General features: G+C 67.4%; 15 protein-coding genes. 5 read left to right on the top strand and 10 right to left on the bottom strand.

The annotated features are described in order from the left end of the window. Positions 1-8: 8 nt before the first annotated feature. Entirely contained in the window at positions 9-863 is an 855-nt protein-coding gene (locus tag GV161_RS04860) for an ABC transporter permease (RefSeq protein ID WP_152015771.1), read from the top strand. Then, the gene (locus GV161_RS04855) at positions 860-1651 is read left to right on the top strand and encodes an ABC transporter permease (RefSeq protein ID WP_152015772.1); all 792 of its coding nucleotides are present in this window, start codon (positions 860-862) and stop codon (positions 1649-1651) included. Before GV161_RS04860 ends, GV161_RS04855 begins: the two co-directional genes overlap by 4 nt. Before the next feature lie 29 nt (positions 1652-1680). Here the strand turns inward: GV161_RS04855 and GV161_RS04850 are convergent, their stop codons facing one another. The 4 genes from GV161_RS04850 to GV161_RS04835 all read right to left on the bottom strand — a co-directional run bounded on the left by GV161_RS04850 (position 1681) and on the right by GV161_RS04835 (position 6283). Beyond that, positions 1681-2622 (bottom strand): ABC transporter permease, encoded by a 942-nt coding sequence (locus GV161_RS04850; RefSeq protein ID WP_152015773.1) that lies wholly within the window; start codon positions 2620-2622, stop codon positions 1681-1683. Then, positions 2619-3716, bottom strand: coding sequence for an ABC transporter permease (locus GV161_RS04845; RefSeq protein WP_152015774.1), 1098 nt, complete (start codon positions 3714-3716; stop codon positions 2619-2621). Before GV161_RS04845 ends, GV161_RS04850 begins: the two co-directional genes overlap by 4 nt. Beyond that, positions 3713-5245 carry an ABC transporter ATP-binding protein gene (locus tag GV161_RS04840; RefSeq protein ID WP_152015775.1) on the bottom strand — a complete coding sequence of 511 codons (1533 nt, stop codon included), beginning with the start codon at positions 5243-5245 and terminating at the stop codon, positions 3713-3715. Before GV161_RS04840 ends, GV161_RS04845 begins: the two co-directional genes overlap by 4 nt. Before the next feature lie 63 nt (positions 5246-5308). Further along, positions 5309-6283 carry a BMP family protein gene (locus GV161_RS04835; RefSeq protein WP_159650141.1) on the bottom strand — a complete coding sequence of 325 codons (975 nt, stop codon included), beginning with the start codon at positions 6281-6283 and terminating at the stop codon, positions 5309-5311. Positions 6284-6588: 305 nt separating this feature from the next. Between GV161_RS04835 and GV161_RS04830 the strand changes: the two genes are divergently transcribed. Continuing rightward, a complete protein-coding gene (locus tag GV161_RS04830) occupies positions 6589-7251 on the top strand; it encodes an NAD(P)H-dependent oxidoreductase (RefSeq protein ID WP_152015777.1) in 663 nt (220 codons plus the stop codon). A 16-nt stretch (positions 7252-7267) separates the two neighbouring features. Further along, a complete protein-coding gene (locus GV161_RS04825; RefSeq protein ID WP_152015778.1) occupies positions 7268-8155 on the top strand; it encodes a polysaccharide deacetylase in 888 nt (295 codons plus the stop codon). Here GV161_RS04825 and GV161_RS04820 read toward each other — a convergent pair. Both GV161_RS04820 and GV161_RS04815 read right to left on the bottom strand, forming a co-directional pair. Then, entirely contained in the window at positions 8133-9065 is a 933-nt protein-coding gene (locus GV161_RS04820) for a LysR family transcriptional regulator (protein WP_152015779.1), read from the bottom strand. The two genes, GV161_RS04825 and GV161_RS04820, sit on opposite strands and share 23 nt — an antisense overlap. Positions 9066-9077: 12 nt before the next feature. Further along, positions 9078-9692: an urea carboxylase-associated family protein gene (locus tag GV161_RS04815; protein ID WP_152015780.1), complete on the bottom strand. Its 615-nt coding sequence runs from the start codon at positions 9690-9692 to the stop codon at positions 9078-9080. 109 nt (positions 9693-9801) lie between these two features. Here GV161_RS04815 and GV161_RS04810 point away from each other — a divergent pair, with 109 nt between their 5' ends. After that, positions 9802-10677, top strand: coding sequence for a LysR substrate-binding domain-containing protein (locus GV161_RS04810; RefSeq protein ID WP_152015781.1), 876 nt, complete (start codon positions 9802-9804; stop codon positions 10675-10677). A 25-nt stretch (positions 10678-10702) separates the two neighbouring features. Here the strand turns inward: GV161_RS04810 and GV161_RS04805 are convergent, their stop codons facing one another. From GV161_RS04805 to GV161_RS04790, 4 genes are read right to left on the bottom strand one after another with little or no spacing between them, the layout of a single operon-like run. Beyond that, the gene (locus tag GV161_RS04805) at positions 10703-11395 is read right to left on the bottom strand and encodes an RraA family protein (RefSeq protein ID WP_152015782.1); all 693 of its coding nucleotides are present in this window, start codon (positions 11393-11395) and stop codon (positions 10703-10705) included. 14 nt (positions 11396-11409) lie between these two features. Next, the gene (locus GV161_RS04800; protein WP_152015783.1) at positions 11410-12195 is read right to left on the bottom strand and encodes an SDR family oxidoreductase; all 786 of its coding nucleotides are present in this window, start codon (positions 12193-12195) and stop codon (positions 11410-11412) included. A gap of 24 nt (positions 12196-12219) precedes the next feature. Next, on the bottom strand, positions 12220-13053 hold the full coding sequence (locus tag GV161_RS04795) for an aspartate dehydrogenase (RefSeq protein ID WP_152015784.1): 834 nt from the start codon (positions 13051-13053) through the stop codon (positions 12220-12222). A gap of 16 nt (positions 13054-13069) precedes the next feature. Continuing rightward, entirely contained in the window at positions 13070-13957 is an 888-nt protein-coding gene (locus GV161_RS04790; RefSeq protein WP_152015785.1) for a polysaccharide deacetylase family protein, read from the bottom strand. Positions 13958-13964: the final 7 nt, after the last annotated feature.

The raw sequence follows: 13964 nt of genomic DNA, 5'->3' as shown, positions 1-13964 counted from the left end.
GGAGAGGGATGGCCGCTCCGCTCCTGCTCGCTCCGGCGATGGTGGCGCTGCTGATCTTCGTGGTCATGCCGCTGCTCTGGGTGGCGCGGACCAGCTTCAACCAAGGCGTCGACGGCGCCTACATGGTCTCCGCCCTGACCATGGACAATTATGCCCGCTTCCTCGGCAGCTCCTGGTACCTGATCAACACGCTCTGGTTCTCGATCCGCATCGCCATCGTCGCGACCGCGATCTCGGTGCTGCTCGGTTACCCCGTCGCGCTCTACATCGCCCAGACGCGCGGGCTGCAGAAGAGCATCCTGATGACGATGGTGCTGGCGCCGCTGCTGATCGGCCTCGTCACCCTGGTCTATGGCTGGATCGTCATCTTCCGCGGCGGCGGCCTCCTGAACTCACTGATGATCGCGATCGGCGTCTATGACGAGCCTGTCCGCTATATGTGGGACCTCAAGGGCGTGATCATCCTGCTGGTCTATATCGGCATGCCCTATATCGTGCTCTCGCTGCTGGACTCGATCGAGCGCATCAATCCCTCATTCGTCGAGGCGGCCCGCAATGTCGGCGCCAATCGCTGGCGCGCCTTCTGGAGCATCACTTTCCCGCTGACGCTGCCCGGCCTCTATGCCGGCCTGGTGATCGTCTTCACGCTCAATTTCTCGGCCTTTGCGGTGCCGCTGATGGTCGGCGCCAATGACACGCAGATGATCGGTCTCGTCATCTATCGCGAGGCGCTGCTGAACAACGACCTTCCCTTCGCATCGAGCCTGTCGGTGATCATGATCCTGGCCAATGCGACGATGCTGACCGGCATGTCCTTCCTGTTCGGCAAGCTGATCCTCAACCGGCTGGAGGCGAAACGATGATCCGGCTCGACCTGGGGTCGCTGGCGCTGCGGCTCGTCACCTATCTGGCGATGGGCTTCCTGTTCTTCCCGATCCTGATCACCCTTTTGGTTTCGGTGAACCCGCAGGAGTTCATCCTGCCGCCCTCCGGCTTCACGCTGGAATGGTTCCGCCAGGCCTGGACCTCCGACAGCTTCGTGCGGGGGATGGGGGTGAGCCTCTGGCTCGGCATCGCGGCGACGCTGATCGCCAATACGCTCGCCTTCATGGTCGTGTTGGCGATGGTCCGCTATGACTTCCGCGGCAAGGCGCTGATCAACCTCCTGATCATGTCGCCGCTGCTGATCCCGACGACGATCTTCAGCCTCGCGCTCTATGTCTTCTTCGCGCGGCTCGGCTTCGGTTCCGGCATTCCGGCGCTGGTCATCGGGCACTCGATCCATGTCCTGCCCTTCGCCGTCCGCATCCTGACGGCGAGCATGCAGAACTTCGATCTCTCGCTCGAGGAAGCCGCGCGCAATGTCGGGGCGGGGCCGGTCCGGACCATGGTCTCGATCACCCTGCCGGTGATCAGGACGGGCCTGGTCTCCAGCCTGGTGCTCTGCTTCGTCCTGTCCTGGAACGACTTCCCGATCTCGGTCTTCCTGGCGCCGGCGGGCTGGACGCCGCTGCCGGTCGAGCTCTTCTCCTACATCAAGTTCCAGTACGATGCCGTCGGGGCGGCGCTCGCCAGTTCGCTGATCCTGATCTCCATCGTGGTGATGGTCGTCATCGACCGGCTCTCGGGCCTGCGCCGCGTGCTGCGCTGAGGTCTGGCCGGGCGTTCATCGGCGGGCAGCTAGCGCTGCTCGCGCATATAGGCCTGCCCCGCGGCCGCCGGCTGGCGCGAACGCCCGATCGTCCAGGCGAGCGCTGCGATCGAGACCAGATAGGGCAGGATCTGGAAGATCTGGTAGGGCACGCCGGGAATGGCAAACTGCAGCCGGAACTGCAGCGCATCGCAGAGGCCGAAGAACAGTGCGGCCAGCGCGACGCCGGCCGGATGCCAGCGGCCAAGGATGATCGCGGCGAGCGCGAGGAAGCCTTTGCCCGCACTCATCCCGTCCGAGAAGATGTGAACCTGCGCCAGCACGAGATGGCAGCCGCCGAGCGCCGCCAGCATGCCGGAGAGCACCAGCGCGAGATAGCGGATGCAAATGATCGGCAGGCCGGCGCTGTCGGCTGCGCGCGGATTCTCGCCGGTCGCGCGCAGGGCAAGTCCCCAAGGTGTCAGGAAGAGCAGGACGGTGACGAGCAGGCAGAGCGCGACGAAGGCATAGGTCAGCGCGTCATGTGCGAACAGGGCCGGCCCCAGGATCGGCAAGCCAGACAGCGGCCCGAGATCGAGCGCCGGGAATCCGGCGACCTGCGTGCTGGTGGTGAGTCCGAAGACCGCACGTGCGAGGAACGCCGTGAGTCCCGCACAGAAGATGTTGACGGCGATGCCGGCGACGAGCTGGTTGACCCGAAAGGTCACGGTCAGCAGAGCGACGAGGAGGCCGCCGACCGCGCCTGCGGCGATGCCGGCGGCGAGGCCGATCAGCGGCATGCCCGTCGCATGGGCTCCGGCCGCCGCGGCGAGCGCGCCGGTGAGGATCAGGCCTTCGAGCGCGATGTTGTAGACCCCGCTGCGCTCGGCGATGACGCCGCCTAGCGCAGCGAAGGCGATCGGCATGGCGAGGCGGACGGAAGCCGCCAGCAAGGCTGCGAAGAAGGCAGCGTCGAAAGCAAGATCGGTCATGGCGTCGCCTTTCGCGGGCTGAGGTTGATCGGCTCGGCCGGCGCCGGTTTCGAGCGGAGGAAGGCGAGCAGCGAGGCCGGCGAAGGCTTCCAGGCAAGGCCGGCAGCGACGGTCATCACCACAAGGCCGAGGATCGCCTCGACGATGCTGCCGTCGAGGCCGATGGCGCGCTGCATGCTGCCGGACCCTGCCTTCAGAGCCGCGATCAGCAGTCCGGCGAGCGGCACCAGCAGCGGCTGCGCGCCTGCCATGAAGGCGACGACGATGCCGTCGAAGCCATAGCCGGCGCTGAACAGATGGAAGAGCCGGTATTTCAGGCCGACGATCTCGAGCCCGCCGGCCAGACCGGCGAGGCCGCCGCCGAGCGCCATGGCGACGACGATCTGGCGCTCGACCGCGATGCCGGCATAACGCGCAGCCTGCGGGTTACGGCCGATCACATCGAGTGCGAGGCCATGGCTGGTCCGGCTGAAATGGACGTGCAGTACGAGCGCCAGCACGAGGCCGAAGAGCGCGCCGAGATGGGCGTCGGTCTGCGGCAGCAACATCGGCAAGTGCAGGTTGGCAGGCAACTGCTCGGAGAACGGATAGGGCGCCTCTTCCGCCAGCAGCGGGCCGCTCACGGCATAGCTGACGATATGGATCGCGACGAAGTTGAGCAGCAAGGTGGCGATGACCTCGTTGACGCCGCGATACGCCTTCAGCGCCCCGGCGATCGCGGCCCAGGCCGCCCCGCCGATCACGGCGCTCGCCAGGACGAGCGGAATGCCGAGCCAGGGCGGGCAATCCGGCAGGCTAAGGCCCACCAGCGTGGCGCAGAGGCCGCCGATATAGATCTGGCCTTCTCCGCCGATGTTGTAGAGCCCGGCGCGGTAAGGCAGGCAGACGGCAAGCGCTGCGAGCACGATCGGACTGGCCTTCACCAGGGTGTTGGCGACGCCCCAATAGTCGGCGAAGCCTTCGTGGAAGAGCACGGCATAGGCCGTGAGCGGGTTGTGTCCGGCGATCCAGATCAGCAACGCGCCGAGCAGCAGCGCGATCAGCGTCGCCCAGAGGCTGCGCAGGCGGATGGCGATATCGAGAAGCGTGCTCATGCCGCGCGCTCCGCAGCGATGCCTGCCATCAGCAGCCCGACGCGCTCGGCGCTGACCTCCTGCGGCGTCAATTCGCCAGTGATGCGGCCGGCGCAGATCACGCCGATACGGTCGGCGACCTCCATGACATGCTCCAGTTCGGTCGAGATGTAGAGGATGGCGACACCCTTCTCGCGCTGCGCCAGGATCTGGCGCTGGACGAAGGCGATGGCGCCGAGATCGAGCCCCTTGGTCGCCTGGGCGATGATGAGGATGCGCGGCGCAGCTTCGATCTCCCGCGCCAGGATGATCTTCTGCTGGTTGCCGCCGGAGAGGTCGCGTGCCGCCTGCCGCGGCGAGCGCAGGCGGATGTCGTACTCCGCCGCCAGCCGCTTGCCCGTCGCCGCGATCGTCGCGCGGTCGAGCAGGCCATGCCGCGAGACCGGCGGCAGATCGAAGGAACGCAGCACGAGATTGGTCTCGACCGAATGGTCGAGCACGAGGCCGGTGCCGTGGCGATCCTCGGGCACGAAGCCGATCCTGGCCTCGCGCTGGCGGGAGCGGGCATCGAGCGGGCGAATATCGCGGCCATCGGCTGTCATCTCGCCGGAGATCAGCGGCCGCAGCCCGGTGATGATCTCGGCAAGCTCGCGCTGGCCATTGCCGTCGATGCCGACGAGACCGACCACCTCGCCGGCGCGGACGGTGAGCGAGAACTGGTCCAGTGCCCGGGTGCCGCGATCATTGTCGGCGACGAGGTCGCGCAAGACCAGTCGGTCCGCGCCGGGGCTCGTGCTGCGGGTGGTCGGCTCGACCGCGAGCTCCCGCCCGATCATCAGATGCGACAATTCCCGTGGCGAGGTGTCGATGATGCGGCGGCGGGCCACGACCTTGCCGGCGCGCATCACCGAGGCCTCGTCGGCGACCGCCATGACCTCCTCGAGCTTGTGGGTGACGAAGAGGATGGTGGTGCCGTCGGCGCGCAGGCGCCGAAGGCCGGCGAGAAAGCCGTCGATCTCGCTCGGCGCCAGCACCGAGGTCGGCTCGTCGAGGACGAGAATGTCGGCACCGCGATAGAGCGCCTTCAGGATCTCGACGCGTTGGCGCATTCCCATCGGCAGGCGCCAGACCTCGGCGGCGGGATCGACCTCGAAACCGATCTGCCGGCTCATCTCGGCTATGCGTGCCGCGTGCTCGGCCAGCCGCAGCCGCGTCAGCGGCCGGCCGAGGCCGAGCACGATGTTCTCGGTGACGCTCAGCGCCTCGGCGAGGTGGAAATGCTGATGGATCATGCCGATGCGATGGCGGATCGCATCGGCCGGGGAATGCAGCGCGATCGGCTGCCCGGCGATGCGGATTTCGCCCTCTTCCGGTCGGTAGAGCCCGTAGAGCACGTTCATCAGGCTGGTCTTGCCGGCGCCGTTCTCGCCGAGCACTGCATGGATGCTGGCCTTGGCGACTGTGAGGTCGACGCCGTCCAGCGCCCGAAAACGTCCGAACGTCTTCGAGACGCCGTCGACGACGAGATAGTCATGCTCGGACACTGCCATCCGATCCTCCCTCGCTGGCCGGCGCGCTCTTGCGGCGCGGCCGGTCTCACGCTTGCTTTTGGTTCAGACGGGCTGGACGGCGAGCTGGCCGGATTTCATCCGCGCGACCAGCGCTGCGATCTCGGCGACGGTCCCGGGCGGAACCTTCGGGCCGAAGCTGCCGAGGCGGACGGCTTCCGGCATGGTGATGTCGAACTTGTAGTTGCGGCCGGCGATGCCCTCGGCCTTGGCTTTGGCCAGCATGGCGAAGAGCAGGCCGCGCACGTCGAGAATGGCCGATTGCAGCATGATGTCAGGCCATTTGGTGACGGCGTCGTAATAGAGTCCGAAGGCCATCGCGCCCTTCTCGCGCACCGCCTGCAGGCTGCCGGCGGTGGCGCTGTCCATGGTCGGCCAGACGATGTCGACGCCCTGCGCGAGCTGGTTGACGGCGGCTTCCTTGCCCTTGGCGACATCGTCCCAGTCGCCAGTCCAGGTGGTGACGACCTGGCCGTCGCTGCGGGCGGCGCGGAAGCCGGCCTCGAAGCCGGCAACGCTGTCATTGGTGAACTTGAACTTCTGCGCCGCGATGATGCCGACCTTGCCGGTCTTGCTCATCCGTGCGGCCAGGAAGCCGAGCAGATAGGCCGGCTGCGAGAAGTGGAAATCGGCCGTCGCGACATTGGCCGAGGGGCGCAGGCCGTTGGTGACGAGGAAGCTCGTCTTGGGGAAGCGCGCGGCGACGCGGTCGACTGCATCCTGGAATTCGCCGCCATGACCGATCACCAGATTGTAGCCGCGCCTGGCATAGTCGGAGAGCACCTCGACCTGCTGCGGTTGGTGCACCTTCTCGCTATAGGCGGTCTCCGCCTGCAATTCGGTGCGGGCCTGAGCCAGCACCTCGAAGGCCGACTGGCTCCAGCCGCCGTCGGCGATGCTGCCCGGCAATGCGATCGCCACCTTGAGCGGCCCGCCGGCGGCGTGTGCCGATCGCGGCAGGGCTGCGAGGCCGACGCTCGCCGCGAGCGCCGCGGCCATGTCTCGCCTGGTCAGGGTCATGCTGATCTCCCGTGCTGGAATGAGGACTGGGCTCCCCTCGGATCGTTTTCGGCCCATCCCGCACGATGGCAGCAGCACGCCCCGGCTTGCGAAAGTGAGATTTGCTCAACCCGGCTTGAGAGATTCTTGGAACAGCCGGAGAAGCCGGAAAACAGCACCTGGACAAGCGGTTAGCGGCGCCGGGACGCGTGATGAAAATCTCTTCAGAGCCCTGAAGAAAAACTCGTTGGTGCGACCACGGGCGGCAACCCATCTTCGTTGCAACCGGCGAGCCTGGTGGCCTGCCGCCTCAACGAGGACCTGCCATGACGACGCTTCTTCATCTCGACGCCAGCGCCCGCGGCGACCGCTCGCTCAGCCGCGCCTTGTCCAGGGCCTTCGTCGAGGCCTGGCTCGCCCGCGAGCCCGATGCGAACGTGATCGCCCGCGATGTCGGGCGTGACCCGCCGCCCTTCCTCAACGAGGCCTGGGTCGCCGCGGCCTTCACGCCCGAGGAGGCCCGCACCCCGCAGCACAAGGCGGAGCTCGCCCTGTCCGACGAGCTGATCGCGGAGCTCGCCGCCGCCGATGTCATCGTGATGGGCACGCCGATGTACAATTACGGCATGCCGGCGCAGCTCAAGTCCTGGTTCGACAAGATCATCCGGATCGGCAAGACCTTCAGCTTCGACCTGGCGCGTGGCGATTTTCCGCTGGAGCCGATCCTCAGCGGCAAGACCCTGGTGGTGCTGAGCTCGCGCGGCGAGTTCGGATTCGGGCCGGGCGGCGTGCGCGCCGACATGAACCAGCTCGACCCGCATATCCGGACCTGCTCGCACTATCTCGGTGTCGAGTCGATCCATACGATTGCGATCGACTATCAGGAGTTCGGCGACGCCCGGCACAAGCGCTCGATCGCCGAGGCGCATGCGGCGGTGCCGGGGCTGGTCGATGAGCTCATCGCCGGCCGCCGCGCCGAGGCGGCGTAGAAGCGGGAGCGAAACCTTGATCCAGAATCCGATCCCGTGGCCGAACGGCGCGCGCTGCGCCTGCGCCATCACCTTCGACGTCGACGCCGACAGCCTGATCCATATCGCCAGGCCGAAGGACAGCTGGAACCGGCTATACCCGATCACAATGGGGCGCTACGGACCGACCGTCGGCGTCCCACGCATCCTCGAGACCTATCGCCGGCTCGGACTGAAGCAGTCCTTCTTTATCCCGGGCTGGACGATGGAACGCTATCCCGAGGCCGTCGAGGCGATCCTGGCGGGTGGCCACGAGATCGGCCATCACGGCTATCTCCATGAGGACCCGACCGAGATCTCGCCGGAGGCTGAGCGTAGCGCTTTCGAGAAAGCCCTCGCCATCCACCGGCGGATGACAGGCCGCACGCCGCGCGGCTATCGCGCGCCGGTCTACAATGCGACTCAGGCGACGATCGATCTCCTGATCGAGCACGGCTTTTCTTATGATTCCTCGCTGATGGCCGACGACATCCCCTATCGAATGCGTTCGGGCGGCAAGTATCTCTACGAGGTGCCCCCGCATTGGGGCTCCGACGACTGGCCGCCTTTCGCGCACTATGCCGAGATCGGCTACATGATGCAGGTGCAATCGCCGGAGCAGGGCCTCGCCGCCTCCTTCGCTGAATTTGAGGCGCAATACGAGGCTGGCGGCTTCTGGATGGGGATCTGGCACCCGTTCTTGACCGGGCGGCTAGCGCGCTGGGCCGTGGTCGAGCGCTGGCTCGAACAGGTTCTCGCGACGCGCCAGGTCTGGTTTGCGCCTCTGGAAGAGATCGTCGCTTATGTCGAGCGGCTGGTCGCGGCCGGCGAATACCAGGTCCGGACCGAGGAATTGCCCTATTTCACGCGGCCCGTGGCAGGGTGAGCGCGGGCGCCTCGCGCCGGCGGAAGGCGGTGGCCTCGGCGCGCAGCCAGTCGCGGAACAGCACGGTCGAGCGCTTGCGCGGCGTCGGGCCCTCGACCAGCCGAAAGGCGAAGCCCGGCAGGCTGCCGCCGTCGAGGCGCACCAGGCTGCCGTCGCGCAAGGCGTCGTCGACGAGGACATCGCTGCACAGGAGCGGACCGAGACCGCGATCGGCGGCATGCAAGGCCAAAGTCTCCTCGCTGAACCAGGACTGGCGGAAGTCCGGCGCCGTTCCCGGCAGCGCCTGCGCCAGCCAGGCCGGCCAGTCCGGCGCTTCGAGCGCGCGGTTCTTCCAGCGGTAGCCGATCAGCGGGCGGCCCAGCATGTTGGCGATGCCGGGGCTTTGGTCGCCGGGGCAAAGGTTGCCGGACGCGACAGCGATGTAGTTGTCCTCCAGCAGAACGGTCTGACGCTGATCGGCCGGCACGGCGCCGTAGCGGATGGCGAGGTCGATGCCCTCGGCCCGCAGGTCCATTACCTCCTCGGAGGCGTCGATATGGACCGTGATCGCCGGGTGTGCCGCATGGAAAGCATGCAGGCGCGGCATCAACCAGCGCTCGGCGAAGGCGCGCGTGGTCGAGACGGTGACCGCATCGGCCGAGCGTGAATCGTCGAGCAGGGCGAAGGCGTCGGCGAGCCGGTCGAAGCCGTCGCGCAACAGCGGGAACAGCGTCTCGCCCGACGCGGTCAGTGCGAGCGCCCGCGCCTGACGCTCGAACAGCTTCAGGCCGAGCACGGCTTCGAGATGGCGAACCTGATGGCTCACCGCCGTCACCGTGACGCAGAGCTCGTTGGCGGCCTGGGTGAAGCTGAGATGGCGCGCCGTCGCCTCGAAGGCGCGCACGGCATTGAGCGAAGGCAGCTTGCGCATGATGGGCCTCCGTCAGGCGATCTGGTAATGCGCGTCGGTCGGATGCATGGCGTTGACCGGCACCATGTCCTGCGGGCAGGCCGAGAAGACGATGATCAGGTCCATCTCGGCGCGCAGGGCGATATGCTGGCCGGGTTCGCTGACCGGCGCCTCGAAGGCGAGGCTGCCATCGGTCCGCACCGGCACGTTCATGAACAGGTTGAGCGGGCTCGGCGTCAGCGGCACGGCGATGCCGAGCGCGGCGAGCGCCGCCTTGAGATTGTCGGTGCAGCTGTCGTGATGACCGTGCGCGCCGAGCTGGCGATAGCGATGCTCGTCGCAGGCGGCAATCAGCATGTCGTGGATGCCGGGGGTGGTGTCCTCGACCACGGTCAGCATCGGGTTACGGCGATTGCTGACCAGCGTGTCGCCGACCGCCGGCATCAGCTTCAGGATCGCGGCCCGGCTGTGCTCCATCGAGAGATGCTCGTCGACATCGGCGGCGCTGAAGGCCCAGGTATCGACCACCTGCTTGCCATGGGTGTTGACGACGCGGACGCTCTCGCCGCGCTTGACCCTTGCGGCGACGCCGCTGCGGGCCGGGATCAGTTCGAGCGCCGACTGGAGCGCTCCGACCTGCTTGTTCATGGCGATCTCCTCGCTGGCTCATTCGCTGTGCCGGCAAGGAAACCCTCAAGCGTTATGCAAATCCAATAATTTGATTTGGCTTCATTATTAGAATAACATATGAAGCGGCATGCGCCTGCGCCAGCTCGAATGCTTCCGCGCCCTGATGATCCACGGCACGATGACGCGCGTCGCCGAATTGCTGGGGATCTCGCAGCCCGGCGTCAGCACGATGATCGCGGCGCTGGAGCACGATTTCGGCGTGCCGCTGTTCGTGCGGCGTGGCACGCGGCTGCAGCCGACGCCGGAAGCGCATCTGATCTATGCCGAGGCGAGCCGGGCGCTCGAGGCGGTCGAGAACACGGCGCGGGTCGCAAGCGAGATCCGCGCCGGAAAGCGCGGCCATCTCGCCATCACCGCCTATCCCAGCATCTCGATCGCGCTGCTGCCGCGGTTGCTCTCGGTCTTCGCTGCCGAGCGGCCCGGGTTGCAGATGAAGATCATCACGCGGGCATCGCAGAGCGTGAAGGAGCTGATGTCGACGCGGACCTTCGACTTCGCCATCGCCGAGCTACCGCTCGACTATCCGACCGCGCAGATGGAGGTCTTCAGCTATCAGTGCCAGTGCATGCTGCCGCTCGGCCATCCCTTGGCGGAGCGCGAGGAGATCACCCCGGCCGATCTCGATGGCTTGCCCTTCGTCACCCTGTTCCGGGGCGATCCGGTCTACCAGAAGCTCGCCGCCGCCTTCTCGGAATATGGCGCGCGCTGGAATGTGGTCGCCGAGACGGAGTTCTTCTCCTCGGCCTGCGAGCTCGTCGCCGCCGGCATCGGGGTCGGGATCGTCGATCCCGTCGTCAGTGGGCCTTTCACGGCCGACGTGGTGCGCCGGCCGTTCCGGCCGGCGATCTCCTACGAGATCGCCATCCTGCATCCGCTGCATGAGGAGCTGTCGCAGCTCGCGCGCGAGTTCATGGTCCCGCTGCGCGAGGCTTTGACGGCCTGACCTCCCGCGATGGTCGAGCGTCCGGTCAGACGTGGCCGTACTTCGCCAGGGCGTCGGCGAGCGAGAGCCCGCGCGAGAGCTCCTGCCGGATCTTGACCTCGACGGCGGTCAGCCGCTCGGCTTCGGCCAGCACCTCCTCGATCCGCTCGGCCGGGATGACGATGGCGCCGTCATCGTCGGCGAGGATGAAGTCGCCGGGCTTGATCTCGACATAGCGGCTGGTCGCGCCGCGCATCAGCACCGGAACCTGGCTGGCATTGACCTTCCAGCGGCCGATCGACTGCACCGGCGTGCGATAGCGCGCATAGACCGGGAAGGCCTGCTCGCCGATCCAGCGAATGTCGCGGATACCGCCGTCGACGAGGGCGCCGACGCAGCCCTTCTCCTTCATGCCAATCGCGATCAGCTCGCCGAAATAGCAGATGCCTTCGCCATCGCCGCTCCAGACCGTGACCTCGCCGGGCGAGACGCCCTGGCAAGCCGTCATCTTCTCGGCGTCGCCGCCGAGCGGAAACGGCGTCATCTGGCCGCGGATCGTATAGGCAAAGCCGGCGAGCTGTCCGGTCGTCGCGGGATAGGGCGCAAATTGCGGTGCGAGGCCCTGGTCCGGCAGGCCGAGCGTGTCGAGCACGTCGGCGACGTTGGAGGTGTCGACGGCGAGGAAGCGGTGGCGGATGTCCTCGCGCCAGATGGCGTCGCGCTGGGGCAGTTCGGTCATGATCTCATGTCCTTTCAGATGCTCTGGAGATAGCCGCCATCGACCCGGATGACCGAGCCGGTGATGTAGGCGGCGCGGGCGCTGGCGAGGAAGGCGACGGCGTCGGCGTATTCCTCGGGCGTGCCGTAGCGGCCGAGCGGGATCGAGCCCGTGCTCTCGGCGACGATGTCGGCGAGCGGGCGGCCTTCGCGCCTGGCCTTCTGCTCGTCGAGAAAGAGGATGCGGTCGGTGGCGATCCGCCCCGGCAGGATGATATTGCAGGTGATGCCGGAAGCGGCGACCTCGCGCGCCAGTGTCTTGGACCAGCCGACCAGCGACAGGCGCAGGGCGTTCGAGATCGCCAGATTCGGGATCGGTGCGACGACGCCCGAGGAGGTCGAGGTGACGACCCGCCCGAAGCCGCGCTCGCGCATCCCCGGTAGCACCTTGTCGGTTAGAGCGATGACGGAGAGCACCATCGCCTGGAACTGCGCCGTCCAGGTCTCGGGCGGCACGCCGGCGGCGAGGCTGGGCGGCGGGCCGCCAGTATTGTTGACGAGGATGTCGACCGGCCCGAGCGTCTCGCCGATCGCGGAAAGATGCCCGTCGGCCTCGTCAAGGCGGCCGATGTCCCAGCGCTGCGCCAGATGCGGCGCGCCGAGGGCGGCGAGGTCGGCCGCCGTGGCGGCGAGCGACGTTTTGTCGATATCGGCGAGCGCGACCTTGGCGCCTTCCCTTGCGAGCGTCCTGGCGATGGCGCGGCCGAGCCCGCCGCCGGCACCCAGTACGAGCGCCGTGCGTCCAGCAATTCCCAGATCCATGGTGGGTTCCTTGTGAGTCCTGGCTTACGAGCCGATGCGCAAGGGAGCGTCGAGCTTGCGCAGATAGGAGATGACCGAGAGCGCGGTGATGCGGCCGGTCTTGGGGTTGTCACTCGGCACGTTCTCGATGGTCATCGAGAAGCTGGCGGAGTCGGCGTCGACCTCGATCGTGTGGGTATTGCGGGTCAGCGCCGGGTCGGCCCAGATTTCCAGCGTCGTCCGGTCCGGCCCGATGCCGGCGAGCGAGAGCGCGACCGCGACATTGAGATTGGCCGGGAAGCCAATCGCCGCCTCGCGCGGCGTGCCGCTGAACACCCGCGTCGGCTCTCTGACATCGTCGAGCGCGATGTTGTTCTCGATCAGATAGGGCGCGCCGACGAGGCCGCGCACCGGCTTGCGCGTGATCATCCGGACCGAGCGAATCACGCCTTCTGCCGCGGCGGTGACGGCGTCGAGGCCGAGCAGGGCGCCGGTCGGCACGACGATCTGGCCGCCGTGCTGGCGGGCGATCTCGATCAGCCCCTCATGCGAGAGGATGGCGCCGGAGCTCAGCACGATCACCGTCTTGCCGGCACGCAGGAAGGGCTTGGCGATGGCCGGCAGCAAGGCGGCCGGCGCGCATTCGACGACGATGTCGGCGAGGCGTTCGAGCTCCTCGATTGCGACGACCGGGACCGGGCGGGAGAGATGGGAAAGCCGCTCGCGGGCCTTGTCGCGGTCATTGGCGGAGACGGCGACGAGCTCGCAGCCGGGCACGCCCTGGTCGAGCACGCTGGCGATCTTGAGGCCGACCGCGCCGAGACCGGCGATGGCGACCCGCCGGCGCGGATGCGCGCCGGGTGAGGATGGGGAAGTCATGGGCGTTTCCTTGCGATCAGCCGGCCGACGGGGCCGGGAACAGGCTGGCGTAATGGCGCGCGCAGGCGCCGGCCGTGGTGAACCAGATGCGGTCCTGGTGCTTGTTGAGATGGTCGAGCACCCGGCGGAACTGTCGGATGCGGAAGGGTTGGCCGACGATGAAGGTGTGGATCGTCATGCCGTAGACCAGCGCCTGCTGCTCGGACTGGCCGAGCATCTCGTCGAGATTGTCGATCGCCATGTCGGCGAAGGCCTGCGCCGTGCCATCATGCAGCACGACCATCGGCACGTCGTTGACCTCGTGCGGATAGGGCATTGCCAGCAGGGGGCCACCCTTGGTCTTGAGCCAGACCGGCTGGTCGTCCATCGGCCAGTCCATGGTGTAGCCGTAGCCGGCCTCAGTCAGCAGGTCCTCGGTGTTGGCGCTGGGATGGGCGCCGGGGCTCATCCAGCCGGCAGGCGCAGCGCCTTCATGGCTCGCGATCGCCTGCGTCGCCTCGGCGATCAGCCTTCGCTCGGCCTCGACCTCCATGCCATTCTGATGCTCGGAATTGGTGCGGCCATGGGCGACGATCTCGTCGCCGCGACGACGATGGGCCGCGACCAACTCGGGGCAGTGCTCGTAGCATTCGGTGTTGAGCAGCACCGAGAGCGGCAGGCGGTACTCGTCGAAGAGCTCGATCAGCCGCCAGCCGCCGACGCGGTTGCCGTATTCGCGCCAGGCCCAGTTGTAGGTGTTGGGGTGCTGGAGTCCCGGCGAATAGGGCAGGCCGAGCCCCGAGCCATAGGCGAAATGCTCGACGCAGAGCGCGACATAGACGGCGAGCCGCTTGCCGCCCGGCCAGGTGAAGTCCGGCCGGTCGACGATGGGCGAGTAGGGGAAGCGTCCGGAGCTAGGCAGCATGATCGTG

Source organism: Bosea sp. 29B, from assembly GCF_902506165.1.
GTDB lineage: Bacteria > Pseudomonadota > Alphaproteobacteria > Rhizobiales > Beijerinckiaceae > Allobosea.
The sequence above is the reverse complement of the archived record's forward strand: the minus strand, read 5'-3'. Positions and strand labels throughout refer to the sequence as shown.